This window comes from Pseudomonas sp. S3_A09, assembly GCF_054668065.1.
In genome coordinates this window covers 1,533,481-1,558,401 of sequence record NZ_CP162752.1, presented here as the reverse complement: position 1 = coordinate 1,558,401, position 24,921 = coordinate 1,533,481, and the positions used below count along the sequence as shown (strand labels likewise).

Genomic DNA, 24,921 nt, shown 5'->3' with positions numbered 1-24,921 from the left:
AAGATGATGCGGAGCAAAGTGACAGGTGCGCAGCGCTGGGTCGTAAAGATCGGCAGTGCGTTGCTGACGGCGGATGGCAAGGGGCTGGATCGTGCAGCCATGAGCGTCTGGGTCGAGCAGATGGTGGCCTTGCATGAGGCCGGTGTGGAGTTGGTGCTGGTGTCGTCCGGAGCGGTTGCCGCCGGGATGAGCCGCCTCGGTTGGACCGCGCGACCCAGCGCGATGCACGAACTGCAAGCCGCCGCCGCCATCGGCCAGATGGGCCTGGTGCAAGCCTGGGAATCCAGCTTCGCCGATCACGGCCGCCACACGGCGCAGATCCTGCTGACCCACGACGACCTGTCCGACCGCAAGCGCTACCTCAACGCCCGCAGCACCTTGCGCGCCCTGGTGGAGCTCAAGGTCATTCCGGTGATCAACGAGAACGACACCGTGGTCACCGACGAAATCCGTTTCGGCGACAACGACACCCTGGCCGCCCTGGTGGCCAACCTGGTGGAAGCCGATCTGCTGGTGATCCTTACCGACCGCGACGGCATGTTCGACGCCGACCCACGCAACAACCCCGACGCGCAGTTGATCTACGAAGCCCGCGCCGATGACCCGGCACTGGACGCCGTGGCCGGCAGCGTTGGCGGCGCTCTGGGCCGTGGCGGCATGCAGACCAAGCTGCGCGCGGCGCGCCTGGCGGCACGTTCCGGTGCGCACACCATCATCGTCGGCGGGCGCATCGAGCGCGTGCTGGACCGCCTGAAGGCCGGTGAGCGCATCGGTACGCTGTTGTCGCCAGAGCGCGGCATGTTGGCGGCGCGCAAACAGTGGCTGGCCGGTCATCTGCAAACCCGTGGCACCCTGGTGCTGGACGATGGCGCAGTGTCTGCACTGTCCCAAGGCAACAAAAGCCTGCTGCCGGTCGGCGTCAAGTTGGTGCAGGGCAGTTTCCGCCGTGGCGAGATGGTGGTATGCGTGGCGCCGGATGGTCGTGAGATTGCCCGCGGCCTGGCCAATTACAGCGCCCTCGAAGCACAGAAAATCATTGGACAATCCTCTGATGCGATTGTCGGACTCTTGGGTTACATGGCCGAACCAGAACTGGTTCACCGCGATAACCTGATCCTGGTCTAAACAAAGGAATACACAATGCGTGTCATGAAAGGATTGCTCGGCCTGCTGCTGGCCATGCCGTTGTTGGCCTGCGCCGAAGAAGTCGGCCAGGTGTCTACGGTGTTCAAGTTTGTCGGCCCCAACGACCGGATCGTCGTTGAAGCCTTTGATGACCCCAAGGTCGACGGCGTGACGTGCTACCTGTCTCGCGCCAAGACCGGCGGCGTCAAAGGCGGCCTGGGCCTGGCCGAAGACCGCGCTGAAGCCTCGATCGCCTGCCGTCAGGTTGGCCCGATCCGCTTCAAGGGCGAGCTCAAGGATGGCGACGAAGTGTTCAAGGAGCGCACCTCCCTGGTGTTCAAGACCATGCAGGTGGTGCGCTTCCTCGACAAGAAGCGCAACACCCTGGTTTACCTGGTATACAGCGACCGCCTGATCGAAGGCAGCCCGCAGAACGCCGTGACAGCGATTCCGATTTTGCCCTGGCCGACCGCTCAGTAACCTGCAGGCGAGTTTTGCAACGGGCGTCTATGATTGCAGGCTTGCGGGTTGTAATCTCGACGTGCCGCAATGCGAAGAACATGGGATATCTGGAGTTCGTCATGAGTGCTTTCCACGACCTGAAACTCAAAGCTTTGGACGGACAAGAGCTGCCGCTGGCGCCCTTCAAGGGGCGGGTGGTACTGGTGGTCAACGTGGCCTCCAAATGTGGCTTGACCCCGCAATACGCCGCGCTGGAAAACCTCTACCAGCAATACAAGGACCAAGGCTTTATCGTGCTTGGCCTGCCGTGCAATCAATTTGCAGGCCAGGAACCGGGCACCGAGGAAGAAATCCAGGAATTCTGCAGCCTGAATTACGGGGTGACCTTCCCGTTGGGCAGCAAGCTTGAAGTCAATGGGCCTGATCGTCATCAGCTGTACCGCTTGCTGGCAGGCGAGGGGGCCGAGTTTCCTGGGGATATCACCTGGAACTTCGAGAAGTTCTTGCTGGGCAAGGATGGGCGAGTGCTTGCACGATTCTCCCCGCGCACCGCGCCGGATGATCCGACGATCGTCCAGGCCATCGAAAAAGCCCTGACCTGAATACTTCCCCTTGTAGCACCGAGCTTGCTCGCGAAAAGCCTGAGCGCGCTACGTTCACCCAGAATGTCCCGGGTTATCGTTGGCGATTTTCGCGAGCAAGCTCGCGCCTACCGTGATCAAGGCGCTTTTACCCTTTAATCACTCAGATCAATAGTGCTGTTCAGGTTCGCCCACGGTCAATATTATCCACATCATAAACCCCGTCTTCCGTGGAGTGCCCCATGCCCGTCCAAGCCTTGTTCAAACCCTTCCAGCTCGGTGCATTGCAACTGTCGACCCGTGTCGTCATGGCGCCGATGACCCGTTCGTTCTCGCCTGGTGGCGTACCCAGTTCCAGCGTGATCGAGTACTACCGCCGACGCGCCGCTGCCGGCGTGGGCCTGATCATCACCGAAGGCACCGTGGTCGGCCATCAAGCCTCGAATGGTTACCCCAACGTGCCGCACTTCTACGGTGAAGCTGCTCTGGCTGGCTGGAAGAACGTCGTCGACGCGGTACACGCCGAAGGCGGCAAGATCGTCCCGCAGCTGTGGCATGTGGGCAGCGTGCGTCGGATCGGCACCGAGCCGGATGCCAGCGTGCCGGCCTATGGCCCGATGGAAAAACTCAAGGATGGCAATGTGGTCGTGCACGGCATGACCCATCAAGACATCAAGGAGGTGATCAATGCCTTCGCCCAAGCCGCCAAGGATGCCCAGAGCATCGGCATGGACGGCGTTGAAATCCACGGCGCCCATGGCTATTTGGTCGATCAGTTCTTCTGGGAAGGCAGCAACCAGCGGACTGACGAATACGGCGGCAGCCTGGCCAACCGTTCGCGTTTTGCCATTGAGCTGATCCAGGCCACCCGCGCCGCGGTCGGCCCGCAATTTCCGATCATCTTCCGTTTCTCCCAATGGAAGCAGCAGGACTACACCGCGCGCCTGGTGCAAACCCCAGAAGCCCTGGGCGAATTCCTCAAGCCACTGGCCGACGCGGGCGTGGATATTTTCCACTGCTCCACGCGTCGTTTCTGGGAGCCGGAGTTCGAAGGTTCCGACCTTAACCTGGCCGGCTGGACACGTCTGCTCACCGGCAAGCCGACCATCACCGTGGGCAGCGTCGGCCTGGACGGCGAGTTCCTGCAGTTCATGGTCAACACCGACAAGGTCGCGCAACCGGCCAGCCTGGAGAAACTGCTGGAGCGCTTGAACAACGATGAGTTCGACCTGGTCGCTGTGGGCCGTGCGCTGTTGGTCGATCCGGATTGGGCGGTGAAGGTGCGTGAAGGCCGTGAGGGCGACATTCTGCCGTTCAGTCGTGAGGCGTTGACGACCCTGGTGTAAGCGGCGACAGGGCGGGCACCGGGTGCCCGTCCTTGCAGACCCCGCGCAGTTGTCGCTCAAACTGCTCGATAATCGCCGGCCAACCCTGGCGGCTCGCATGTTGACGCGCATTCAGGCGCATGCGGCGCAGACTTTCAGCGTCCTCCAGCAGCCAGTTGGCCGCCTCGCAAAACGCGTTCTCGTCCCCCGGCATCGCCAATACACCGTTGTAGCCATGGCGAATATGCTGGGTCGCGGCGGCTTGGTCGTAGGCCACCACACCCAGCCCCGACGCCATTGCTTCCAGCACAACGTTGCCGAAGGTTTCGGTCAGACTGGGGAACAGAAACACATCGCCTGACGCGTAATGCCGCGCCAGTTCCTCACCGCGCAAGGTCCCGCAGAAGATCGCCTCTGGCAGCTCCTTCTCCATCGTCGCGCGTTGCGGGCCATCACCGACGATGATCAGTTTCATCTGGCGCAGTGGATAGGTGTCCTGCAACGTCTCGAAGCAGCGCTTGAGCAGCCCCAGGTTTTTTCCTGGGCCAGCCGGCCCACATAGAGCACGGCGGTTTGCTCGCTGTTTAATGCCCAGCTTTTCCGCAGCGCGTTATCGCGTTTGGCGGGATGGAACAGCTGGCTGTCCACGCCGCGTGACAACATGCCCAGGCGCTCGAAATGCCGGCGTTCCAGCTCCAGGCGCTGGCTGGCGCTGGGCACCAGGGTCAGGGTCGAGCGGTTATGAAACCAGCGCAGGTAGTGGGTGACCATCCGGCTCAGCAGGCTCAAGCCGTATTGGTTGGAGTACTGCTGGAAGTTGGTGTGAAAACCGCTGACCACGCTGATCCCCAGGCGGCGTGCGGCGCGCAGGGCGGACAGGCCCAGTGGCCCCTCCGTGGCGATGTACAGCACGTCCGGGCGCTGACGGGTCCAGCGCCGCAGCAACTTGTGCATCGACGACTGCCCCCATTGCAGGCCTGGATAACCCGGCAGCGGCCAGCCACGGCACAGCAGCAACGCATCGTCGCTGGGGCGGCTCTGGTCGACGCCTTGGCGCGGGCGCACCAGTTCGACTTGATGGCCACGGGCACGCAAACCCTCGCACAGGCGACCAAGGGTATTGGCCACCCCGTTGATCTCTGGCGGGAAGGTTTCGGTAATAAGGGTGATGTGAAGCGAAGCTGTCGTCATGACCCACAGTCTCGCCGTGGGCCATGTCGTCATTGTGTCATCGAGATGATGGATTTATGACTGGGTCACTTTCTGCTGCTGTGCCATCGCCTCGGCCCCTTGTTCACGTACCCAGAACAACGTGGCTCCCGCCACCGCGGCCGGCATCATCAACAGGTTGACCACCGGCACCAGCAGCACCAGGTAGACGATCCCGCCGAAGCTCATGCTCTGCCAGCGTTTCTGCCGCAACCAGGCGAGCATTTCGTTCCAGCCCAGTTTGTGGTTGTCCGCCGGGTAGTCGATGTATTGGATCGCCATCATCCACACGCCGAACAGCAACCACAGGGGGGCGGCGATCAGGTTGACCACCGGAATGAACGACAGGATAAACAGGCCGATGGCCCGGGGCAGGAAATAGCCCAGCTTGCGCATCTCGCGAGCCAGGGTGCGCGGGACCATGGCGATCAACTCGCCCCAGCTGAAGGCCGGGAAGTCATCGGTGCCGCGCACCACCACTTCTACTTTCTCCGAGAGAAAGCCGTTGAAGGGCGCTGCGATGATGTTGGCGAGCATGGTGAAGGTGAAAAACACCATCAGCACCACCAGCACGACGAACAGGGGCCAGAGCAGGTAATTCAGAAAACCCAGCCAGCTCGGCAGCGTCGGCATCAGATGGTCGACCCACAAACTGAACTGATGGCCGGCGAAATAGATCAAGCCGACGAACAACACCAGGTTGATCGCCAGCGGCAGCAGCACAAACAGGCGCAAGCTGGGACTCAACACCAGTTTGAGGCCTTCGCGCAGGTATTGCGGGCCGGAAAGAGCGGGGGCGGGCATGGAGAACTCCGAACAAGGGGACGAACGCGCCGACCTTACCGGCTTTGCATCTTGGGCGAAAGCGGCGACATCAGCAGTAACAAAGGCATCGATCAATCTAGCCGACTGCATAGAGACCACCTATGAGCTGGATTGTTATTCCGTATTTCCTTAATCTTGCCCCCCTCGATACGCTGCACCCATTATTTTTCAGGGCCTGCGAGTTCAAGCCTTCCCCAAGTGCTTCGTGGTCCCTTTTTTATTCCAGCCGCCTTGTAGTCCAGGTGGTCGATAGGAGTGAGTCATGTCTGATACCCGTCATTCGCGAGTGATTATTCTCGGTTCCGGCCCTGCCGGTTACAGCGCTGCCGTTTACGCTGCCCGGGCCAACCTCAAGCCACTGCTGATCACCGGCATGCAGGCGGGTGGTCAGCTGACCACCACCACCGAAGTCGACAACTGGCCGGGCGACGTCCACGGCCTCACCGGCCCGGTGCTCATGGAGCGTATGAAAGAACACGCCGAGCGCTTCGAAACCGAGATCGTGTTTGATCACATCAACCAGGTCGATTTCTCCAAGAAGCCTTACAGCCTGACCGGCGACAGCGGCGTGTACACCTGTGACGCGTTGATCATCGCTACCGGCGCCAGCGCCCGTTACCTGGGCCTGCCGTCGGAAGAAGCGTTCATGGGCAAGGGCGTTTCCGCCTGCGCGACCTGCGACGGTTTCTTCTACCGCAACAAGCCAGTCGCCGTGGTCGGTGGTGGCAACACTGCCGTGGAAGAAGCACTGTACCTGGCCAACATCGCCAGCACCGTGACCCTGGTTCACCGCCGCGAGACCTTCCGCGCCGAGAAGATCCTGATCGACAAGCTGCACGCCCGTGTGGCTGAAGGCAAGATCATCCTCAAGCTCAACGCCACCCTGGACGAAGTCCTGGGCGACAACATGGGCGTGACCGGTGCCCGCCTGAAGAACAACGACGGCAGCTTCGACGAGCTGAAAGTCGACGGCGTGTTTATCGCCATCGGCCACACTCCGAACACTTCGCTGTTCGAGGGCGTGCTGGAAGCCAAAGACGGTTACCTGGTCGTTCAGGGCGGCCGCGAAGGCAATGCCACTGCCACCAACATCGAAGGTATCTTCGCTGCCGGTGACGTGGCCGACCACGTCTACCGCCAGGCCATCACCTCGGCCGGCGCCGGTTGCATGGCGGCACTGGATGCCGAGCGTTACCTCGACGGTTTGAAGGACGCTTCGTTCTAAACCGTTGAAACGAAAAAACCGGCTGAGAGGCCGGTTTTTTTATGCGCGCAATTCAAGTCGCACCACAGTTTCGATGTGTCAACCCAATCACTGTGGGAGCTGGCTTGCCTGCGATAGCGTCGTGTCAGCCACCACGGCCATCGCGGGCAAGCCCGGCTCCCACATTAACCGGGTTATCAAATTGAATCAGCGGCGGGTCAGTGGCTGCGCGGCAAACTTCACCCCAGCCAGCCCATGCTTGATCAGCGCCCGGATATTGCCATGGTCGCTGCCCTCAGGCGTCGCCAGCACCGAACGGTAATGCTCGCCAAACGCCAGCAGCGCTTCCTGGTCGCTCAGGCCTTCCAACAGGGCCAAACCCAAGGTCTTGCACGAGCCTTCGTTCTGCCCAGCGGCGTTTTCCACGTCGCCGTTGGTAAAGGCTTGTGGCTGGTAGTCATAACCTGCGGCGACAAAGGCCAGCGTATCGGCAAAAACATGTTCGCCGCTGTCGAGGCTGGCGCGCAGGGTGTTCAAATCAGTCATGGGTTTTTCCTTTGGCGAACGCCGCCTGTTGGTCGGCGCTGGCTTCTTTCTGGTATTGGGCTTTCCACTCGGCGTACGGCATGCCGTACACCACTTCACGGGCGTCATCGAGGCTCAGCTCGATCTGGCGCTCGTCGGCCTCGGCCTTGTACCACTTGGACAAGCAGTTACGGCAGAAGCCCGAGAGGTTCATCAGGTCGATATTCTGCACATCCTTTCGGCTGTCCAGGTGCGCCACCAGCCTGCGGAAGGCAGCGGCTTCGAGTTCGAGGCGTTGTTGGTCGTTCATAGGGCTCACTGACAATTCAGGGGTTAGCGGCTGGCCGCCAGGGTAATCGACACCGACTCGGCAAAGCGCAGCGCATGGGGCTTGTCCACTTCGACTTCGGCGTACAGCACCGACTCATTGCTCATCACCAGGTCCAGCAGCTCCTGGGTCAGGCGCTCCAGCAAGGCAAAGCGGTTGCCCTCGACGTGGGCAATGATCGCCTTGGTGATGGTGCGGTAATTCAAGGCGTGGTCAATGTCATTGTCGCGCACGGCTTCCTGGGCGGCATACAGGATGGTCAGGTTGATCAGCACATCCTGCTTGTTGAGGATCTCGTCCTCGTTGATGCCGATGTAAGTGCGCAGGCACAGGTCCTTGACCCGGATGCGCGCCATGCCTGGTTGAAGTTGTGGCATTGCTACTTGCTCCGTCCGATCAGTTGCAGGAACTCCATGCGCGTGGTGTTCGACTCGCGGAACGCGCCGAGCATCACCGAGGTGTTCATGGTTGAATTCTGTTTTTCCACACCGCGCATCATCATGCACATGTGCTGGGCTTCGATCACCACGGCCACGCCGGCGGCCTGGGTCACGTCCTGGATTGCGTCGGCGATTTGCCGCGTGAGGTTTTCCTGGATCTGCAGGCGCCGAGCGTACATGTCGACGATGCGCGCCAGCTTCGACAGGCCCAACACCTTGCCGGTGGGGATGTAGGCCACGTGGGCCTTGCCGATGAAGGGCAGCAGGTGGTGTTCGCACAGCGAGTACAACTCGATGTCCTTGAGGATCACCATCTCGTCATTGTCAGAGGTGAACAGCGCGCCGTTGACGATGTCTTCAAGGCTCTGCTCGTAGCCGTGACACAGGTACTGCATGGCCTTGGCAGCGCGCTTGGGCGTATCGAGCAAGCCTTCGCGCTCCGGGTCTTCGCCCAGGCCTTTGAGGATTTCGCGGTAGTGGTGGGGCAGGGTCATACAACATCCTCACAAACGGCTTACTTGATATGCCGCCCGCCGTTGACGGTCAGGGTGGTACCGGTGACATAAGGGTTGTCCAGCAGGTAACGCATGCTCTGGTAGATCACCTCGGGCCCGGGCTCGATGCCCAGTGCCGACTTGGCCAGCACCTTGGCGCGATAGTCTGCGTCGTCGCCGTCGTTGAACATCACCATCGCCGGCGCGATGCCGTTGACCTTGATCAGCGGCGCGAACTGCGCGGCAAACGACAACGTGAGGCTGTCGAGCCCGGCTTTGGTGGCGCAATACGCGATGTGCTGGCGGCTGCCCTTGCGCACCACGTCATCGCTGATGTGCACAATGTCGGCGGGGGAAGAGCGTTGCAACAAGGGTGAACAATGCAGGTTGATCAGGTACGGCGCAAGCATGTGCACGCTGAACATGTCGGTAAAGGCGCGGCTTTCGTCGTCGGGCGTTTCGGCGATCCAGGCCGAGGCGTTGTGAATGATCGCGCGCAGGCTCTGGGTATGGGTGTTCAATTCAGCGATAAACGCCAGGATACCGGCCTCACTGGAGAAATCGGCAAACAGCCCCACCGCACCACGTGCGCGCAGGGCTTGCACGCCGGGTCTCTCGCTGCGGTAGCTGAAAATCACCGGGTGGCCTTCATCCAGCAGGCGCTGGGCGCAATGCAGGCCGACACGCTGGCCGGCGCCGGTGATCAGGATCGGGGCGTTCGTTGCAGTCATGGGAGGCTCGAGTCGCTGGCAGATTGAAACTATACCAGCGACCGGGCGCCCCTGTACTCACGCGGCGGCTTCAGCGACCTTGCGTGGCGGGGAGGGATGCAGCCAATTGGCTAACAGATGCGTCGACAGCGGGATGAACCAGTACACCATCAGCGGCGTCAGGGCCATGGTGCTGACCAGTACGCGCGGCGCCAGGTCGAGTCCGTTGAGCAAGGGCCCCAGGACAAAGTTGAACAGCAGCGACACCGGGAAAAACGCCAGCCAGATCGCCACTGCCTGCTTCCAGCGTGGAGGGCGGGCGCCGACTGCGCCAAACCAGCCATCGATACCACGTACGCGGTGCTCGGACGGGTCTGCAAACAGCTCGCTGCCACGGCTCAACCAGGCGCTGCGGGAAGCTGAAAACTCCCAGGCATGCAGAGTCTGTTCATCGGCGAAGCGGAAAATGATCTGGAATTCATCATCGTTGGGCGGCGGTGCAAGGACACCCGAGCCCAGGTAGCCGGGAAAGTCCGTGGCCAATTGCTCGCCTTCGCGCAGCCAGGCCATCAGTTCTTCGTAGCGCCCTTTGGCCACGCGGCGCGCAACCATCAAGGTGACGGGAGAGGTAGACATTGTGTATCTCCAAATAAGGGGGCACGTGACCGGGTAGGTACGGCACCAGGTGCAGTCGCGGGGTGATGCGGCTGCGCCTTGAAAAAGCAGGCAAGGATTATTCCTGTTTTAGTGAAATACGCCAGACACTTCTGTCGGTTCGCCGCGCAGCTTGAATCGTTCAACCGAAAAAGCGTTAAATGGGACCCATATCGACATGGATGTTCTTGACCTCTGATGCCCGAAACTATTGCTCCGCAGCGCGAAACAACCACTGACCGCACCGCTGTTTCCGATGATCTTTTGCCGATTCGCGAAGTCGCTCGGCTAACGGGCGTCAACCCGGTCACCCTGCGGGCGTGGGAGAGACGGTACGGCCTCATCCAGCCGATCCGCACCGAAAGTGGGCATCGTTTGTACTCGCGCACCGATATCGACACGGTGCACCGCATTCTCGACTGGATCGAACGCGGCGTCGCGGTGAGCAAAGTGGGCAGGATCCTCGCGCGCGGCGAGCCGCTCCGCGAACCCGGTACGGTTTCTGAAGATGGCGTGGAGTGGGCTCAGTGGCACGGGCAATTGCGCAACGCAATCAGCGCGTTCGATGACTGCCAACTGGATCGGCTGTACGGCCAGATTTTTTCCGCCTACCCCCTCGCCGTGGTCTTTCAAGACATTCTCATGCCGCTCTGGCAGGAATTGTTGCGTCATCAAGGGCGCTTCGGCCAGGCCAGCGAGTGGCTGTTCTTCGATAATTTCTTGCGTTCACGCACCGCGCAACGTCTGCAGGTGTTAGCCGCCGCGCCGCTGCCTCGGGTTCTGCTGGCAGCCATTGCCGGGGAATGCCGCGAGCTGGAGGTGTTGGTGGCAGGCCTGCTGCTGACCGGTGAAAAGCTCGCTGTAAAGATCCTGGGGGTGGGCCAGCCATTCGACGAACTGACACTGGTCTGTGAGAAGACCCATCCGCAAGCCTTGGTGCTGTTTTCCAATCGCGCCCCCAGCAATGAACTGCCGTCGCGGCTCAAGCGGCTGGCGCTGACCATCGATTGTCCATTGCTGCTGGCCGGTGACGCCGCGGACTTGGTGCAGGAGCGCCTCGCTGGCTCGTCAATCGGCTGCCTGGGCAATGATGGCCCGCTGATGCAGCGGCGCTTGCAGCAATTCCTGAGCGGTAGCCTGGATACCTGATATCAAGCGTGCACTTCAGGATGAGCGAGGCGGTGCTGGTGCAGGATGAACTGGCGCAGGCGCTCGGTTTCATCGGCGACGTCTTGGCTGAGCCGATAAGCGAACAGGCCGCGTGCGGTTTCCCGTTCGAACGTTCCGCGCACCGCGATGCGTTCGTAACCCGAAGGGCTGAACCATAGGGAAAAGGTTTTCGGCGGCTTGATCCGGCCGCGAATTTCTACCAGCACACCCTTGAATGACACCTCATGTACCCACAGCGCGCCCGGGTTGCCCCTGACATTTTCCAACGCCACCGGGGTCTCGAGTGCGAGGCGCCACGGCCGGATCATTGGCCCGTCCTCGAAAATACTCGGCACGCCCAGGCGCAGGTGAACGGCATGAAACTCATCTTCCACCAAGTGCAGTGGGAAGGTGAGCTGCTGATTGTCGAACTGCGCCTGGATGGTGACGTGGTCGTGGGCCGCCAGGCGAGTGAGGAGGTCGCGAATCTGCGCACCGCCGTTGACCGTCAAGCTCGACGATGCATCACGCAGGTTCAATTGCGGATTGTGCTGCAGGGTCTGGATGAAATCCAACTCGTCCTGCGTCAGGAGTGCATCGCGTCGCATGGGGCTTGCTCAACGGGGGGCGGGAGGTGCTAAAACGCCATTATCCTCTTAATGAGCGTTTTTTCTAATTTTTGTTAGATCCACTCGTCGCTTTGAGTGCCGCCAGTTCAGCCTTGAGTTCTGCGACTTGCGCCTCCAGTTGAGCCACGCGCTGCTGGGCTTTGACCTGAACCGTCACGTCTTTTTGCACGCCGACGAAATACGTTTGTTTGTCCGCCGGGTTGTAAGTGGTGGACAGCGACAGCTCATTCCAGAAGTGCGTGCCGTCCTTGCGGTAGTTGCGCAAGGTTTCGCGGCAGCTTTCGCCGGCGCTGAGGGCCTCGCGAATGGCGATCAGAGCGGGCTGGTCGCGGTCACCGGACTGCAGGAAACGGCAATCCTGGTAGAGGATCTCGTCGCGGGTGTAGCCGGTGAGGCGCTCGAAGGCCGGATTGACGTAGATCAGCGGCAGGTCCTTGCCTTCCCGTTCGGCGATAACGATGCCGTCATTCGAGGCATCAATGACCATTTGCATCAATTGGGCATTAATCATTCAGGTGGATCCATCCATTTGAGGAGTCGCAAGTTTAAGACAGCGTGGCAATCTTTCCAGCGGGCGTGACGTTTTTTTGTAGGGGGCGGTCGAGCTGCTAATATCCCACGCTTTCGCTCAACCACAGGATCAGATTGATGAAAGTCGCCATCCTTTCCGGCTCGGTCTACGGCACTGCTGAAGAAGTCGCCCGCCACGCTGCCGATATCCTCAATGCCGCCGGTTTCGAGGCCTGGCATAACGCTCGCGCCAGCCTGGCGGATGTACAGGCGTTTGCGCCGGACGCATTTCTGGCGGTGACCTCCACCACGGGCATGGGCGAGTTACCCGACAATCTGCAACCTCTGTACTCCAGCATTCGCGACCAACTGCCCGCCGCCTGGCGCGGCCTGCCGGGTGCGGTAATCGGCCTGGGCGACGCCAGCTATGGCGATACCTTCTGCGGCGGCGGCGAGCAAATGCGCGAGCTGTTTAGCGAACTGGGCGTGCGCGAAGTGCTGCCGATGCTGCGCCTGGACGCCAGCGAAAGCGTCACCCCGGAAGCCGATGCCGAACCGTGGCTGGCCGAGCTGGTCACTGCACTGCGCGGCTGACCGGAAACTCGCGCAACAACGCCAGCCAGGCCTGGGCGGCTTTTGACAGATACGCGCCCTCACGCCAGGTAAACGCAATGTCCCAGCGCAGGTAGTCGGGCGCCTTCAAGGTGAGGCGCACCACGCCCGGTCGCAACAGTCCACGGGCGACCACGCTGGGCAGCAGCACCACGCCCTGGCCGGCTGCGACCAGGGCGGCGAGGAAGTCAGCCTGGCCGCTGCGGCCGATTTCCCTCGGGGTGAAGCCCACCTGCTGGCAGGCCTGGATCAACCGATCATTGAGCACAAAGCTGCGCTGGTACATCAGAAACGGGGTGTCCGCCAGTTCCTCCAGGCGCACTTGGGCATTCTGCGCCAGGGGATGATCCATCGGCAGCAGGGCGTCGAGCGGTTCATCGCAGAAGGCTTGTCGGGCGAAGGCCGGATCACTTGAGTTCAGGCAGCCGCCGACATCCAGTTCACCATTGAGAATCGCCTGTTCGATCGTGCGACTGCCACCTTCCAGCAACTGGATGGTGACGTTCGGGTAGCGCCTGCGGTACTCGGCAAACAGCCCGGCGAACAAGATATCGCCCGCCAGTAGCGGCAAACCCAGGCGCAACTCGCCACGGGTCAGTTGCTGCATATCATCCAGCTCACTGAGCAATTCCGTCTGCAAACGCAGCATGGCTTCAGCCCGTTGCAGCACCACCTCCCCGGCGGCGGTCAGGCGGATGTGCGAACCGGTACGTTCCAACAGCGGCGTGCCCAGGCTTTGTTCCAATTGCGCGACTTGTTTACTGACGGCGGATTGACTGATGTGCAGGGTTTTCCCGGCCTGAGTGAAGCCGCCCCGGTGGATCACTTCGACAAAGCTGCGCAGTTGTTTGAATTCCATGCCTTCAATTCCAAAGTGGAATAGCTGACAGTCTAACAATTCGCTGTGGGGATGGGGCAGGTCTCTCTAAAATGAAGGCCTGCGAGGACCCAAAGCCCATGAAACGTTTCACCCGTTTGTTGATTGAACTGATCGCACTGCTGGCCATTTACCTGCTCGGTTGCCAGCTGGCCGTATGGCTGACGCTGCCGATCCCCGGTGGCGTGGTGGGTTTGGGACTGCTGCTGGCAACCTTCGCCAGCGGACTGATCAAGCCGGCTGCCCTGCAATTGGGGGCCGGTGTGTTGATGGCTGAGATGCTGCTGTTCTTCATTCCCGCGCTGATGAGCCTGCTGGACTATGGCGGCCTGTTGCGCAATGACGGCTGGCGCATCCTGCTGGTGATTGGCCTCAGCACCCTGGCAGTCATGCTGGTGACCGCGTTCACCGTCGAACTGGTGTGCCGTTGGAAGCTGCGCCATGAAGTTTGAACTGATGCCGGTGTTCTGGCTCGCCTTGACCTTGAGTGCTTATATCTTCAGCCGCTGGATCTACCGCCGCACCGGGCGTTACCTATTGTCACCACTGATCCTGGTACCGGTGCTATTGCTGGCCGTGGCCGTGCCGATGAACACCGCCTACGCCGAATACTCTGCCGACACCCATTGGCTGATGCTTGTGCTTGGCCCGGTGACAGTGGCGTTCGCGGTGCCGATCTGGCAACAGCGCAAGTTGCTGGCGCGTTACTGGTCGGCCTTGTTGCTGGGCATGATCGCGGGCAGCGCAGCGTCCATTGCCACCTCGTTCGGTTTGGCCAAGGCCCTGGCGTTGGATCCCTCGGTAGCCCTGTCCCTAGTGCCACGCTCCATCACGACACCGTTCGCCATGCCGGTGTCCTCCGACCTTGGCGGCGTGCCGGAACTGACGGCTGTGTTTGTGATGTTCACCGGCGTGTTCGGCGCCATGCTCGGCGGTGTGCTGCTGAAGTGGTTGCCGCTGCGCACACCCTTGGCGCGCGGTGCGTTATTCGGCGTGGGCGCCCACGGCGCGGGCGTGAGCCGTGCCCATGAGGTGGGCGGCGAAGAGGGCTCCGTCGCAGGCTTGGTGATGGTGCTGACGGGCCTGCTCAACCTGTTCGCCGCGCCTTTATTGGCGGCACTTCTCTGACGTTGCGAGTACGAGATTGAACTATCCTCAACCCTGACTCGCACGGTCATCAAGCTGGCTGCCAAGGCAACTCCGGCAGCCTCAAGGTCTGACTAGACTGGCCCATCACTCAAAAAACAATAAGAAAATGCGCCAAGGAGGTCGTTGCCGTGAGCCTAGCCCCCGTTCTATCGCCACAGAATGTCAAAGATCAGGTCAGCGCCGCCGAGTGGCAAACCCGCGTCGACCTGGCAGCCTGTTATCGCCTGGTGGCGATGCACGGTTGGGACGACCTGATCTTCACCCATATTTCGGCCAAAGTGCCGGGCACCGATGACTTCCTGATCAACCCTTATGGGCTGATGTTCCATGAGATCACCGCATCGAGCCTGGTCAAGGTCGATCAGGCCGGCAACAAGCTGATGGACAGCCCCTATGAGATCAACCCGGCGGGCTATACCATCCACAGCGCCATCCATGAAGTGCGCCACGATGTAACCTGTGTGCTGCACACCCACACCGCCGCAGGGGTCGCAGTGGCGGCGCAGAAACAAGGCGTGTTGCCGATCAGCCAGCAGTCGATATTCGTGCTGTCGAGTCTGGCCTATCACGCCTACGAAGGCGTGGCGCTGAACCACGAAGAGAAGGCCCGCTTGCAGGCCGACCTGGGCGAAAACAATTTCCTGATGCTGCACAACCACGGCTTGCTGACCTGCGGCAGCACCATCGCCGACACCTTCTTGATGATGTTCACCTTCCAGCGCGCCTGCGACATCCAGGTGTTGGCGCAAAGCGGTGGCGTTGAACTGATCAACATCGGGCCGCAGATTCTCGCCGGCGCCAAGGCAATGGTGGCGGCGGTCACAAAGAGCGCACAAGGCATGGGGGGCGCGCTGGCCTGGCCGGCGTTGCTGCGCAAACTGGACAGCCTCGATCCCGGGTATAAAACCTGATGCCACTCACCGAGATCCCGCTCAGCGCCTGGCGCAAACGCAGCCAGACGTTAGACTTCCACGGCCACACCCTTCGTTACTGGGTGGCGGGGCAGGGCGAACCGTTGCTGCTGATCCATGGCTTTCCCACCGCCAGCTGGGACTGGCACTACCTGTGGCAGCCCCTGGCCCAGCGCAATCTGGTGATTGCCTGCGACATGCTCGGTTTCGGCGACTCGGCCAAGCCACTGGATCACGGTTATTGCCTGCTGGAACAGGCAGATTTGCAGCAGGCACTGCTGGCACATTTGCGCGTAGAGCAGCCGGTGCATGTGCTGGCACACGACTACGGTGACAGCGTCGCCCAGGAACTGCTGGCCCGGCATTACGAAGGGCGCTTTCACATGGCCAGTTGCGTGTTTCTCAACGGTGGGCTGTTTCCCGAAACCCATCGCCCGGCACTGGTGCAAAAACTCTTGCTCAGCCCGTTGGGCTGGATGATCGGCCGCGCCTTCGGGCGCAATGCCTTGGCGAACAGTTTCAGCCAGATCTTCGGCCCCAATACCCGCCCCAGCGAAAGCGCCCTGGATGATTTCTGGAGCCTGATCGACTGCCATGACGGCACACGCATCCTGCACAAACTCATTGCGTATATCCCTCAGCGCGGGCGTATGCGTGAGCGTTGGGTGGCGGCGATGCAACGCGATGGAGTGCCGCTGCGAGTGATCGATGGCGAGATGGACCCGATCTCGGGCGCTCATATGGTGGAGCGTTATTGCGAGTTGGTGCCCCACGCCGACACGGTGCTGTTGGCCAATATCGGGCACTACCCGCAGATCGAGGCGCCGGTGCAGGTGCTCAAGCATTACCTGGCGTTTCGCGAGCGCATTGCTGGCCCGGTGAGGGAGCTGGCGTACCTGCGATAGCGTCGCGGCGATTCAACTCAAAGGTCGAGGCGCTTGCATCGTCGTTACGCCCGTTCCCACATGATCATCCCTCTGCCTTATCGAGCACCATTCAGGCTCAGCCGTGGTTATTGTGACCATGGCCCCCGTGCCTGACACTCGACCCATTCCCATTGTCGCCATTGGAGTTCGGTATGAGTGAGTCAGTGCAGTTTCAGGATAAGGTCGTGATCGTCACCGGTGCCGGCGGCGGGTTGGGCCGTGCCCATGCGCTGCTGTTCGCCAAACATGGCGCAAAAGTGCTGGTCAACGACCTGGGCGGTTCCACCCAGGGCGAAGGCGCCAGTGCCTCGGCCGCCGACCGCGTGGTGGCGGAGATTCGCGAAGCCGGCGGCATCGCCGAAGCCAATCATGACTCTGTCACCGACGGTGACAGGATTGTGCAGAATGCCCTCGACGCCTTTGGCCGTATCGATGTGGTGGTCAACAACGCTGGCATTCTGCGCGACAAGACCTTCCACAAAATGGACGACAGCGACTGGGACCTGGTTTACCGGGTGCACGTCGAAGGCGCCTACAAAGTCACCCGCGCCGCCTGGCCCCATCTGCGTGAGCAGGGTTACGGCCGGGTGATCTTCACCGCGTCCACCTCGGGCATCTATGGCAACTTCGGCCAGTCCAACTACGGCATGGCCAAGCTGGGTCTGTATGGGCTGACGCGCACCCTGGCGCTGGAAGGCCGCAAGAACAACATCCTGGTCAACGCCATTGCTCCCACCGGCGGCACGCGCATGACCGAAGGCCTGATCCCGCCGCAGGTGTTCGAGCGCCTCAAGCCGGAGTTGGTCAGCCCATTGGTGGTGTACCTGGGCAGCGAAGCCTGCCAGGAAACCTCGGGGTTGTTTGAAGTCGGCGGCGGCTGGATTGGCAAGACCCGCTGGGAGCGCAGCCTGGGCGTGGGCTTTGATCCGGAGGCGGGCTTCTCGCCCGATGACGTGGCGGCGCATTGGCAACAGATCTGCGACTTCGAGGGGGCAGCGCACCCCAAGGACAATATCGAAGCGCTGAAGGAGATGATGGCCAATTTGCAGAGATACAGCCTGTGATCGTTGCTTGAAAAAGCTTGAATCCTACGGGGCGCTGATGGCGCCCCGTTTTATTCCAGGCATAAAAAAGGCCGCTGCATAGGCAGCGGCCGAAGTAGACGTTGGATCAAGGAGCGACAAATCAACGTCAGTGAACACCGGTAATAGACTGAAAACAGTCATCAATCTATGTAAATCTGGCTTTCCTTCCGGTTGAGGAAGCGGGCCGTTTGCCCTGAAAGCCCGATAAGAATAGCCGCTTGTAACAAAATGAGTAATGCCGATTCGTGACAAGGACTGTTGCTGAATCAGCAACAGTTTCGACGTTCTCCATACATTCCCCTGATAACCCGCCATCCATCCAATGCATGCCTGCGCCCGGAGCCCCGGCCAGAGCGCTCAGTCATCCTTTTGAGTGACAACACGAATCCCTCCTTGGTGCGCTTATCGCTCCTGATGGGCGGCAGTAGGGTGGGGCCTTCTGTCACTCACCGGGGAAGACGCATGACAAGAACAACAATGCGCGCCATCTTCAGGCCACAGGCGCTGGCCGCTGCGGTTGCGTTGGGTTGCTGTGCTCAGGCACAGGCTGTTTCATTCAACATTGGCGAGATCGAAGGGCAATTCGATTCTTCGCTGTCGGTGGGTGCGAGCTGGGGCATGCGCGACGCCGATAAAAAGCTGGTGGGCACCGTCAACGGCGGTACCGGCCAGGCGTCTACCGGTGATGACGGGCGCTTGAACTTCAAGAAGGGCGAAACCTTCTCCAAGATCTTCAAGGGCCTGCATGACCTTGAGTTGAAGTACGGCGACACGGGTGTGTTCGTGCGCGGCAAGTACTGGTACGACTTTGAACTGAAGGATGAAGACCGCGAGTTCAAACCGATCAGTGACCACAACCGCAAGGAAGGCGCCAAGTCCAGCGGTGCGCAGATTCTGGATGCCTTCGTCTATCACAACTATTCGCTGGGTGATCTGCCGGGCACCGTGCGAGCGGGCAAGCAGGTGGTGAGCTGGGGCGAAAGTACCTTCATCGGTAACTCCATCAACAGCATCAACCCGATTGATGTGTCGGCGTTCCGCCGTCCGGGGGCCGAGATCAAGGAAGGGCTGATTCCGGTCAACATGCTGTTCGCGTCCCAGAGCCTGACCAATCAGCTGACGGTCGAAGGTTTCTACCAGTTGGAGTGGGACCAGACGGTGCTGGATAACTGCGGGACCTTCTTTGGTGGCGACGTGGCAGCGGACGGCTGCACCAACAACTACACCGTCGGGAACCCGGCAATCAGGCCATTGCAGCCTGTGGCGGCGGCGTTCGGCCAAGGATTTGGCGCGACCAGTGAAGGGGTCATCGTACGTCGCGCCGGCGACCGTGATGCACGGGATTCCGGCCAGTTCGGCGCCGCCCTGCGCTGGCTGGGGGACGACACCGAGTACGGCCTGTACTTCATGAACTACCACAGCCGCACGCCAACGGTGGGGACCATCACCAACAACACCAGCCTGGCCACCCTGGGTGCTATTTCCGGCACCGCCAACGGCATCGTGCCCGGCTCCGGCGCGGGCTTGGTCCAGAGCCTCATGCTCGGCCGTGGCCAGTACTACTTGGATTACCCGGAAGACATCCGCTTGTTCGGCGCCAGCTTCTCCACCACCTTGCCCACCGGCACCGCGTGGACCGGTGAGATCAGCTACCGGCCCAATGCCCCGGTGCAACTCAATACTACCGATCTGACCCTGGCCCTGATCAACCCCGTCGCCGGCCAGCTGGCCTCACCCATCCGCAGCAACTTCGGCGACGACAACAAAGGCTATCGCCGTAAAGAGATCACCCAGATCCAAAGCTCCATGACCCAGTTCTTCGACCAGGTCCTGGGCGCCGAGCGCCTTACGGTGGTCGGTGAAGCGGCCATCGTGCACGTCGCAGGCCTGGAAGATAAAAGCAAACTGCGTTACGGCCGGGACTCGGTGTACGGCGCCTACGGTTTCCAGGGTGACACCGACGGTTTTGTCACCTCCACTTCCTGGGGTTATCGCGCGCGGGCGATCCTCGACTACAACAACGTGATTGCCGGGATCAACCTCAAGCCCAACCTGTCTTGGTCCCATGACGTCGCCGGTTATGGCCCCAATGGCCTGTTCAACAAGGGCGCCAAGGCCATCAGCGCAGGGGTCGACGCGGACTACCGCAACACCTACACCGCCAGCCTCAGCTACACCGACTTCTTTGGCGGCGACTACAACACCCTGACCGACCGCGACTTCCTCGCCCTCAGCTTCGGCGTGAACTTCTGATCTGGCTTAAACAAGGACAAACATCCATGCGTAAGACAATTGCAGTGTTGGCCCTGAGCCTGTTGGCCGCCAACGTGATGGCAGCGGTGTCGCCGGAAGAGGCGGCCAAGCTGGGCACCACCCTGACCCCGGTGGGCGCCGAAAAAGCCGGCAACGCCGACGGCTCGATTCCGGCGTGGACCGGCGGCATTCCGAAAAATGCCGGTGCGGTGGACAGCAAGGGCTTCCTGGCCGACCCGTTCGCCAGTGAAAAACCGCTGTTTGTGATCACCGCAGCCACCGTCGACAAGTACAAGGACAAACTCTCCGACGGCCAGGTGGCGATGTTCAAGCGCTATCCCGAGACCTATAAGATCCCGGTGTACCCAAGTCACCGCACGGTCAACCTGCCGCCGGAGATTTACGAGTCGATCAAGCGCAGTGCGCTGAACGTCAAGCCGATCAACGATGGCAACGGCCTGGAAAACTTCACCGGCAATCGCTACTACGCCTTCCCGATTCCCAAGAATGGCGTGGAAGTGCTGTGGAACCACATCACCCGTTACCACGGCGGCAACTTGCGGCGCATCATTACCCAGGCCACGCCGCAGACCAACGGCAGCTACACGCCGATCCGCTTCGAAGAGGAAGTGGCGGTGCCGCAGTTGATCCCGGACATGGACCCGGCCAAGGCGGCCAACGTGCTGACCTTCTTCAAGCAGTCGGTGACGGCCCCGGCGCGCCTGGCGGGCAACGTGCTGCTGGTGCATGAAACCCTCGACCAGGTAAAGGAGCCGCGCCTGGCGTGGATCTACAACGCCGGCCAGCGTCGCGTACGCCGCGCACCGCAAGTGGCGTATGACGGTCCGGGCACGGCCTCCGACGGTCTGCGCACCTCGGACAACTTCGACATGTTTTCCGGTGCCCCGGACCGCTACGACTGGAAGCTGGTCGGCAAGAAGGAGATGTACATTCCCTACAACAGCTACAAGCTCGACCAGCCGACACTCAAGTACGACGACATCATCAAGGCCGGCCACATCAATCAGGACCTGACTCGCTATGAGCTGCACCGCGTGTGGGAGGTGGTGGGCACGGTCAAGCCGAGTGAGCGGCATATCTACGCCAAGCGCCACATGTACATCGATGAAGACAGCTGGCAGGTGGCGCTGGTGGATCACTACGACGGCCGTGGCCAACTGTGGCGTGTCGCCGAGGGGCATGCGCAGTTCTACTACAACCACCAGACCCCGGCGTATACCGTGGAAACGCTGTACGACATTATCGCCGGGCGCTATATCGCGCTGGGCATGAAGAACGAGGAGAAGAGCAGTTTTGTGTTCGGTTTCAATGCCAAGGCGGCGGACTACACGCCAGCGGCATTGAGGGCTGAAGGCGTGCGCTGATCCCGATGTGAAATGCCCCCCACTGTGCGAGCGTGTTCGCACAGTGGGGGGTGTATGCCTTGAATTTTATGCCCGCCAATCACCCTGCTGAATACTTCTTCAACAACCGCCGACCACAGGACTAGGGTAGGCGCCAGGTTGCATAACAATAAAAAGCAGGATGCAGCAATGACCGCCATGACCCGCTGCCTGGACCGTCCTGGATTCATGCCTCGGCTGTCCGCCCACCATCTGTTGCGCCCACGCTTGGCCGAGCCTTTGCTGGCGGCGCAGGTGAGGGTCAAGTTGTTGTGCGCGCCCGCTGGCAGTGGCAAAAGTGCGTTGTTCGCCGAATGCGCGCTACAGGCACCCAAGGATTGCCCGGTGCACTGGTTGCCGCTCAACGGTATTGCCCTGAGCCCCCTCGATCTTTGCCAGCGCCTGGCGCAGAACCTCGACCTGCCGTTCATCGATGAAGCGACACTGCTGTCGGACCTTGCGCGTTGGCAGGCCCCGGCGTGGGTGTTCCTTGATGACTTCTGCCGTTTGCCCGCGCCGGACACCGACGCCTTGCTCGATCGCCTGTTCACCGCCAGCAGCCCGGCGCTGACTTGGTGGCTGGGCACGCGGCGGCGCCCGCTGTGCAATTGGCCACGGCTGCTGCTTGACGATGAATTGCTGGAGTGCGGCGCAGACCTGGCGTTCAGCCCGGTCGAGATCCAGCAGCTGCTCACTCATGCGCCAGGGCAGTCGGTCGACCAGGTGCTGCAGTTCAGCGCCGGCTGGTGTGCCGGTGCACGCATTGCCTTGCTGGGTGACGGCCACCCGGAAAAGACCTTGCTCGATTACTTGCAACACGAACTGTTCAGTACCTTGCCACCCGAACTGGCCGAAGCCTGGCGCGTACTGGCCCATCTGCCGCGCTTCAATGCGGGATTGTGCGAGCACCTGTTCGGCTTTGGCGACGGTGATCAATATCTGCACGATCTGCAGGCCCTCGGCGCGTTTATCCAGCCCTGGGAAGACACCGAGTGGCTGCAGGTCTTTCCACCACTCGCCGATTTGCTGCGTGATGAGCCTTGGCCGGCCAAACGTTCATGGCACCGTCGCGCCTGCCAATGGTTCACCGCCGAACAGGACTGGCAGGCTGCGTTTGAACACGCACTGCTCGCCGAAGAATATGAAGTGGCGGTGAGCCTGTTGCAGCACTTCAGTTTCGAGGACCTGTTCCGCCAGCAGAACGCGATGCTGCTGTTGCGCCTGCATGAACAGCATGGCGATGAACTGATGCTCGGCTCGGCGCAGTTGGTCGGGTTGCTGACGGCGGCGTTGCTGTTCGCCGGGCGCTTCGAGCAAGCCGCGCAATGCATCCACCAACTGGCGCGGTTCGCGCCGCAGCCGACGGCGGCGAAACAGCGTTATCTGCTGGCCCGCTGGCAGGCGCAGTGGGGCTGGTTGCTGCATCTGGGCGGTGATGCCGAGCGCTCGCGGGAGCATTTCCTCGAAGCGCTACACGCCTTGCCCGACAGCGCCTGGACGTCGCGACTGATGTGCCTCTCGGGCCTGACCCAGCAAGCCTTGCTGCGCGGTGAGCTGGACGTGGCCCAAGGCCTGAGCCGCGAAGCCTTGTGCCTGGCCCGCGCCCATGGCTCGTTGCTGCTCGAGGCCTTGTTGGAGCTGGACCACGCGCAACTGCTGGAACAGCGTGGTGCCCCCTACCGGGCCCAGAGCCTGTTGGAAAATGTGCAGGCGATGTTGCTCAAGCAGCGCCTCAAGGCCGGGCCCTTGGTCGGGCGCATCGCCTTGAGGCGGGGGCATCTGGCGTTGCGCCAGGGGCAGGACAGCCTGGCTGCCGAGTGTTTCGAGGCGGGCTTGAAGATGTGCCTGCACAGCCAGGACAAGCGCGTGCTCTATGGGTTTCTCGGCCTGGCATTGCTGGCCGCCAACCGCGGTGACTACGCCCAGGCCTTTGTGCAGCTGCGCGACGCCGAACGGTTGATGCAACAACGTCAGGTGCCGGACACGGTGTATCGCGCGGTGTTGCTGCTGGTCAGTGGGCATTTCTGGTTGCAGCAGGGCCGTGCCGAACTGACGGTGGAAGCGGTGCGCCGCGTGCTTCGCCACTTTCGTGGGCCCCAGGCCAAACAGGCCCCGCCCGCCACCCTGGAATTGGTGCCGCGCCTGGAGTATCTGCTGGTGCTGGCTGAAGTGAAGCTGGGGGGTGCCGATCAACCCGTGGCACGGCTCACGGCCTTGCTGGAAGCCGCCCATCAGCGCGGCATGCTCTGCCTGGAAACCGAACTGCGCCTGGTGCTGGGCGAAGTGGCCTGGCAAGTCGGCGACTGTGCGCTGGCGCGCCGCTCGCTGCAAACCGGGCTGGAGTTGGCCGCGCGTTGCCAGGTGCAACAGGCGATTCGCGAACTGCGGTTGCGATCGCCGGGGTTGTTGAGTGAACTGGGCATGGAGCCGCAAGCGCCCGTCTCGGGTGCGGTAGAGAGTCCACTCAGTCAGCGCGAGCTGGAGGTGCTGCAGTTGATCGCGCTGGGCAACTCCAACCTGGAAATCGCCGACCGCCTGTTTATCTCCCTGCATACGGTCAAGACCCACGCGCGGCGTATCCACAGCAAGCTCGGTGTGGAGCGACGCACGCAAGCAGTGGCCAAGGCCAAGACCCTGGGGTTGATGGCCTAGGCGCAGAACGCCTGGCGGTATTCGCCGGGGGTGGCACCCATGGCCTGGCGAAAGCGATGGGTAAAGTGGCTGGCGCTGGAGAACCCGCACATCAAGGCGATTTCACCCAAGGGCAGGGCGCCACTGCGCAGCAGTGCCTGGGCGCGGGTGAGGCGGCGCGCCAACAGGTATTGATGGGGCGGCAGGCCGAAGCTTTGGCGGAACATCCGTGCGAAATGGTATTCCGACAGCGCGCACATCCCGGCCAATTGACCCAGGCTGATCGGGTCTTCCAGATGCTGGTCAATGTACTCCGCCAACCGCCGTCGCTGATGTGCCGCCAGCCCGCCTTTCAACCTCAGCCCTTCGCGGGCGCCGACCTGGCTGAGCAGGGTGTGGCTGAGCATTTCATGGGCCAGGCTGCTGGTCAGTAGGCGCTCGGCGGGCTCGTGCCAGTTCAGTGCGATCAACTGGTGAAAGCGCCGGGCCTGGCTGGCATCTTCCAGAAAGGTGCTTTCGCGCAGTTGCAGGGCGCGCGGTTCGCGGTCGAGCAAGGTGACGCAGCCCAGGGCGAATTGCTCCGGGCTGAAGTACACATGGGCCAGGCGGATTTCGCCGTTGATCACCCAGGCTGACTGATGCTCGGCGGGCAGGATGCACAACTTGTCCGGCCCGCCCTTGGTGCCTGGCTGGTCGCGCCGAAACGTGCCGGTGCCGCCGCCGATGTAGCACGACAAGGTGTGATGACTGGGCGCCTGGTAATCCTGGGCATCGTGATGGTTGCTCCACAAGGCCGCAGACAAGCCGTCACCGAGCTCGGCGCAGGCTTCAAGGCGTGCATTGGGCGAGCGGTTAAGGGCTTGAAAGACTTGCAGGGATTCCAGATCAGGCATGGTTCGTACTC

At 61.5% G+C, this 24,921-nt stretch carries 26 protein-coding genes and 1 pseudogene; 15 read left to right on the top strand and 12 right to left on the bottom strand.

Features of this window, described 5'->3' with window-relative positions:
* Positions 1 to 6: 6 nt before the first annotated feature.
* The 4 genes from proB (at position 7) to AB4N92_RS07395 (ending at position 3,514) form a co-directional block, all read left to right on the top strand.
* Positions 7 to 1,125 (top strand): glutamate 5-kinase, encoded by a 1,119-nt coding sequence (gene proB / locus AB4N92_RS07410; RefSeq protein WP_031290869.1) that lies wholly within the window; start codon positions 7 to 9, stop codon positions 1,123 to 1,125.
* A 15-nt stretch (positions 1,126 to 1,140) separates the two neighbouring features.
* Complete coding sequence (locus AB4N92_RS07405; protein WP_010206487.1) at positions 1,141 to 1,605, top strand: CreA family protein; 465 nt, start codon at positions 1,141 to 1,143, stop codon at positions 1,603 to 1,605.
* 101 nt (positions 1,606 to 1,706) lie between these two features.
* Positions 1,707 to 2,189 carry a glutathione peroxidase gene (locus AB4N92_RS07400; protein ID WP_010206483.1) on the top strand — a complete coding sequence of 161 codons (483 nt, stop codon included), beginning with the start codon at positions 1,707 to 1,709 and terminating at the stop codon, positions 2,187 to 2,189.
* A gap of 221 nt (positions 2,190 to 2,410) precedes the next feature.
* Complete coding sequence (locus tag AB4N92_RS07395) at positions 2,411 to 3,514, top strand: NADH:flavin oxidoreductase (RefSeq protein ID WP_021492154.1); 1,104 nt, start codon at positions 2,411 to 2,413, stop codon at positions 3,512 to 3,514.
* On the opposite strand, the pseudogene AB4N92_RS07390 reads toward AB4N92_RS07395, so the two are convergent.
* Positions 3,483 to 4,684: pseudogene (locus AB4N92_RS07390) on the bottom strand (glycosyltransferase family 4 protein). The gene AB4N92_RS07395 and the pseudogene AB4N92_RS07390 overlap by 32 nt on opposite strands.
* 54 nt (positions 4,685 to 4,738) lie before the next feature.
* Positions 4,739 to 5,506: a sulfate transporter CysZ gene (cysZ, locus tag AB4N92_RS07385; RefSeq protein WP_010206475.1), complete on the bottom strand. Its 768-nt coding sequence runs from the start codon at positions 5,504 to 5,506 to the stop codon at positions 4,739 to 4,741.
* A gap of 283 nt (positions 5,507 to 5,789) precedes the next feature.
* On the opposite strand from cysZ, the gene trxB reads away from it, so the two are divergent.
* Positions 5,790 to 6,752, top strand: a complete 963-nt coding sequence (gene trxB, locus AB4N92_RS07380) for a thioredoxin-disulfide reductase (RefSeq protein ID WP_010206474.1) — start codon at positions 5,790 to 5,792, stop codon at positions 6,750 to 6,752.
* A 186-nt stretch (positions 6,753 to 6,938) separates the two neighbouring features.
* Here trxB and AB4N92_RS07375 read toward each other — a convergent pair whose 3' ends face one another.
* The 6 genes from AB4N92_RS07375 to AB4N92_RS07350 are packed head-to-tail and all read right to left on the bottom strand — an operon-like array spanning position 6,939 to position 9,864.
* Positions 6,939 to 7,277 carry a HopJ type III effector protein gene (locus AB4N92_RS07375; RefSeq protein ID WP_010206473.1) on the bottom strand — a complete coding sequence of 113 codons (339 nt, stop codon included), beginning with the start codon at positions 7,275 to 7,277 and terminating at the stop codon, positions 6,939 to 6,941.
* Complete coding sequence (locus AB4N92_RS07370) at positions 7,270 to 7,566, bottom strand: DUF1244 domain-containing protein (RefSeq protein ID WP_010206472.1); 297 nt, start codon at positions 7,564 to 7,566, stop codon at positions 7,270 to 7,272. The genes AB4N92_RS07375 and AB4N92_RS07370 overlap by 8 nt, the downstream gene beginning before the upstream one ends.
* A 23-nt stretch (positions 7,567 to 7,589) precedes the next feature.
* Positions 7,590 to 7,961, bottom strand: coding sequence for a dihydroneopterin triphosphate 2'-epimerase (gene folX / locus AB4N92_RS07365; RefSeq protein ID WP_003176029.1), 372 nt, complete (start codon positions 7,959 to 7,961; stop codon positions 7,590 to 7,592).
* 2 nt (positions 7,962 to 7,963) lie between these two features.
* A complete protein-coding gene (folE, locus tag AB4N92_RS07360) occupies positions 7,964 to 8,518 on the bottom strand; it encodes a GTP cyclohydrolase I FolE (protein ID WP_010206467.1) in 555 nt (184 codons plus the stop codon).
* 20 nt (positions 8,519 to 8,538) lie between these two features.
* Positions 8,539 to 9,249, bottom strand: coding sequence for a dihydromonapterin reductase (gene folM, locus AB4N92_RS07355; RefSeq protein ID WP_042571629.1), 711 nt, complete (start codon positions 9,247 to 9,249; stop codon positions 8,539 to 8,541).
* Positions 9,250 to 9,306: 57 nt separating this feature from the next.
* Positions 9,307 to 9,864, bottom strand: a complete 558-nt coding sequence (locus tag AB4N92_RS07350; protein WP_010206465.1) for an antibiotic biosynthesis monooxygenase — start codon at positions 9,862 to 9,864, stop codon at positions 9,307 to 9,309.
* Between the two features lie 216 nt (positions 9,865 to 10,080).
* On the opposite strand from AB4N92_RS07350, the gene AB4N92_RS07345 reads away from it, so the two are divergent.
* Complete coding sequence (locus AB4N92_RS07345) at positions 10,081 to 11,031, top strand: MerR family transcriptional regulator (protein ID WP_236267048.1); 951 nt, start codon at positions 10,081 to 10,083, stop codon at positions 11,029 to 11,031.
* Positions 11,032 to 11,033: 2 nt separating this feature from the next.
* On the opposite strand, the gene AB4N92_RS07340 is transcribed toward AB4N92_RS07345, so the two are convergent.
* Positions 11,034 to 11,639 carry a hypothetical protein gene (locus AB4N92_RS07340; protein ID WP_010206462.1) on the bottom strand — a complete coding sequence of 202 codons (606 nt, stop codon included), beginning with the start codon at positions 11,637 to 11,639 and terminating at the stop codon, positions 11,034 to 11,036.
* A 64-nt stretch (positions 11,640 to 11,703) separates the two neighbouring features.
* Positions 11,704 to 12,171 carry a PAS domain-containing protein gene (locus AB4N92_RS07335; RefSeq protein ID WP_010206458.1) on the bottom strand — a complete coding sequence of 156 codons (468 nt, stop codon included), beginning with the start codon at positions 12,169 to 12,171 and terminating at the stop codon, positions 11,704 to 11,706.
* A 137-nt stretch (positions 12,172 to 12,308) separates the two neighbouring features.
* Between AB4N92_RS07335 and AB4N92_RS07330 the strand changes: the two genes are divergently transcribed.
* Positions 12,309 to 12,764 carry a flavodoxin gene (locus AB4N92_RS07330; protein WP_021492149.1) on the top strand — a complete coding sequence of 152 codons (456 nt, stop codon included), beginning with the start codon at positions 12,309 to 12,311 and terminating at the stop codon, positions 12,762 to 12,764.
* On the opposite strand, the gene AB4N92_RS07325 is transcribed toward AB4N92_RS07330, so the two are convergent.
* The gene (locus AB4N92_RS07325) at positions 12,745 to 13,641 is read right to left on the bottom strand and encodes a LysR family transcriptional regulator (RefSeq protein WP_137206600.1); all 897 of its coding nucleotides are present in this window, start codon (positions 13,639 to 13,641) and stop codon (positions 12,745 to 12,747) included. The two genes, AB4N92_RS07330 and AB4N92_RS07325, sit on opposite strands and share 20 nt — an antisense overlap.
* 98 nt (positions 13,642 to 13,739) lie before the next feature.
* Between AB4N92_RS07325 and AB4N92_RS07320 the strand changes: the two genes are divergently transcribed.
* The 8 genes from AB4N92_RS07320 to AB4N92_RS07285 all read left to right on the top strand — a co-directional run bounded on the left by AB4N92_RS07320 (position 13,740) and on the right by AB4N92_RS07285 (position 24,038).
* Positions 13,740 to 14,111: a CidA/LrgA family protein gene (locus AB4N92_RS07320; protein WP_010206454.1), complete on the top strand. Its 372-nt coding sequence runs from the start codon at positions 13,740 to 13,742 to the stop codon at positions 14,109 to 14,111.
* Positions 14,101 to 14,787, top strand: a complete 687-nt coding sequence (locus AB4N92_RS07315) for an LrgB family protein (protein WP_010206453.1) — start codon at positions 14,101 to 14,103, stop codon at positions 14,785 to 14,787. The genes AB4N92_RS07320 and AB4N92_RS07315 overlap by 11 nt, the downstream gene beginning before the upstream one ends.
* Before the next feature lie 149 nt (positions 14,788 to 14,936).
* Positions 14,937 to 15,719 (top strand): class II aldolase/adducin family protein, encoded by a 783-nt coding sequence (locus AB4N92_RS07310; RefSeq protein WP_010206451.1) that lies wholly within the window; start codon positions 14,937 to 14,939, stop codon positions 15,717 to 15,719.
* Complete coding sequence (locus AB4N92_RS07305) at positions 15,719 to 16,624, top strand: alpha/beta fold hydrolase (protein ID WP_236267049.1); 906 nt, start codon at positions 15,719 to 15,721, stop codon at positions 16,622 to 16,624. The genes AB4N92_RS07310 and AB4N92_RS07305 overlap by 1 nt, the downstream gene beginning before the upstream one ends.
* A gap of 173 nt (positions 16,625 to 16,797) precedes the next feature.
* Entirely contained in the window at positions 16,798 to 17,709 is a 912-nt protein-coding gene (locus AB4N92_RS07300) for an SDR family oxidoreductase (RefSeq protein WP_010206449.1), read from the top strand.
* 483 nt (positions 17,710 to 18,192) lie between these two features.
* Positions 18,193 to 19,983 (top strand): DUF1302 domain-containing protein, encoded by a 1,791-nt coding sequence (locus AB4N92_RS07295; protein WP_080662775.1) that lies wholly within the window; start codon positions 18,193 to 18,195, stop codon positions 19,981 to 19,983.
* A 26-nt stretch (positions 19,984 to 20,009) separates the two neighbouring features.
* Positions 20,010 to 21,368, top strand: a complete 1,359-nt coding sequence (locus tag AB4N92_RS07290; protein WP_042571625.1) for a DUF1329 domain-containing protein — start codon at positions 20,010 to 20,012, stop codon at positions 21,366 to 21,368.
* Positions 21,369 to 21,536: 168 nt separating this feature from the next.
* A complete protein-coding gene (locus AB4N92_RS07285) occupies positions 21,537 to 24,038 on the top strand; it encodes a LuxR C-terminal-related transcriptional regulator (protein ID WP_236267050.1) in 2,502 nt (833 codons plus the stop codon).
* On the opposite strand, the gene AB4N92_RS07280 is transcribed toward AB4N92_RS07285, so the two are convergent.
* The gene (locus AB4N92_RS07280) at positions 24,035 to 24,910 is read right to left on the bottom strand and encodes a helix-turn-helix domain-containing protein (protein ID WP_010206444.1); all 876 of its coding nucleotides are present in this window, start codon (positions 24,908 to 24,910) and stop codon (positions 24,035 to 24,037) included. The genes AB4N92_RS07285 and AB4N92_RS07280 overlap by 4 nt on opposite strands.
* Positions 24,911 to 24,921 lie beyond the last annotated feature (11 nt).

Bases quoted from the DNA above. Each gene is read 5' to 3' on its own strand.
- proB (WP_031290869.1), top strand. From the start codon at position 7: ATGCGGAGCAAAGTGACAGGTGCGCAGCGCTGGGTCGTAAAGATCGGC.
- AB4N92_RS07405 (WP_010206487.1), top strand. From the start codon at position 1,141: ATGCGTGTCATGAAAGGATTGCTCGGCCTGCTGCTGGCCATGCCGTTG.
- AB4N92_RS07400 (WP_010206483.1), top strand. From the start codon at position 1,707: ATGAGTGCTTTCCACGACCTGAAACTCAAAGCTTTGGACGGACAAGAG.
- AB4N92_RS07395 (WP_021492154.1), top strand. From the start codon at position 2,411: ATGCCCGTCCAAGCCTTGTTCAAACCCTTCCAGCTCGGTGCATTGCAA.
- cysZ (WP_010206475.1), bottom strand. From the start codon at position 5,506: ATGCCCGCCCCCGCTCTTTCCGGCCCGCAATACCTGCGCGAAGGCCTC.
- trxB (WP_010206474.1), top strand. From the start codon at position 5,790: ATGTCTGATACCCGTCATTCGCGAGTGATTATTCTCGGTTCCGGCCCT.
- AB4N92_RS07375 (WP_010206473.1), bottom strand. From the start codon at position 7,277: ATGACTGATTTGAACACCCTGCGCGCCAGCCTCGACAGCGGCGAACAT.
- AB4N92_RS07370 (WP_010206472.1), bottom strand. From the start codon at position 7,566: ATGAACGACCAACAACGCCTCGAACTCGAAGCCGCTGCCTTCCGCAGG.
- folX (WP_003176029.1), bottom strand. From the start codon at position 7,961: ATGCCACAACTTCAACCAGGCATGGCGCGCATCCGGGTCAAGGACCTG.
- folE (WP_010206467.1), bottom strand. From the start codon at position 8,518: ATGACCCTGCCCCACCACTACCGCGAAATCCTCAAAGGCCTGGGCGAA.
- folM (WP_042571629.1), bottom strand. From the start codon at position 9,249: ATGACTGCAACGAACGCCCCGATCCTGATCACCGGCGCCGGCCAGCGT.
- AB4N92_RS07350 (WP_010206465.1), bottom strand. From the start codon at position 9,864: ATGTCTACCTCTCCCGTCACCTTGATGGTTGCGCGCCGCGTGGCCAAA.
- AB4N92_RS07345 (WP_236267048.1), top strand. From the start codon at position 10,081: ATGCCCGAAACTATTGCTCCGCAGCGCGAAACAACCACTGACCGCACC.
- AB4N92_RS07340 (WP_010206462.1), bottom strand. From the start codon at position 11,639: ATGCGACGCGATGCACTCCTGACGCAGGACGAGTTGGATTTCATCCAG.
- AB4N92_RS07335 (WP_010206458.1), bottom strand. From the start codon at position 12,171: ATGATTAATGCCCAATTGATGCAAATGGTCATTGATGCCTCGAATGAC.
- AB4N92_RS07330 (WP_021492149.1), top strand. From the start codon at position 12,309: ATGAAAGTCGCCATCCTTTCCGGCTCGGTCTACGGCACTGCTGAAGAA.
- AB4N92_RS07325 (WP_137206600.1), bottom strand. From the start codon at position 13,641: ATGGAATTCAAACAACTGCGCAGCTTTGTCGAAGTGATCCACCGGGGC.
- AB4N92_RS07320 (WP_010206454.1), top strand. From the start codon at position 13,740: ATGAAACGTTTCACCCGTTTGTTGATTGAACTGATCGCACTGCTGGCC.
- AB4N92_RS07315 (WP_010206453.1), top strand. From the start codon at position 14,101: ATGAAGTTTGAACTGATGCCGGTGTTCTGGCTCGCCTTGACCTTGAGT.
- AB4N92_RS07305 (WP_236267049.1), top strand. From the start codon at position 15,719: ATGCCACTCACCGAGATCCCGCTCAGCGCCTGGCGCAAACGCAGCCAG.
- AB4N92_RS07300 (WP_010206449.1), top strand. From the start codon at position 16,798: ATGAGTGAGTCAGTGCAGTTTCAGGATAAGGTCGTGATCGTCACCGGT.
- AB4N92_RS07295 (WP_080662775.1), top strand. From the start codon at position 18,193: ATGACAAGAACAACAATGCGCGCCATCTTCAGGCCACAGGCGCTGGCC.
- AB4N92_RS07290 (WP_042571625.1), top strand. From the start codon at position 20,010: ATGCGTAAGACAATTGCAGTGTTGGCCCTGAGCCTGTTGGCCGCCAAC.
- AB4N92_RS07285 (WP_236267050.1), top strand. From the start codon at position 21,537: ATGACCGCCATGACCCGCTGCCTGGACCGTCCTGGATTCATGCCTCGG.
- AB4N92_RS07280 (WP_010206444.1), bottom strand. From the start codon at position 24,910: ATGCCTGATCTGGAATCCCTGCAAGTCTTTCAAGCCCTTAACCGCTCG.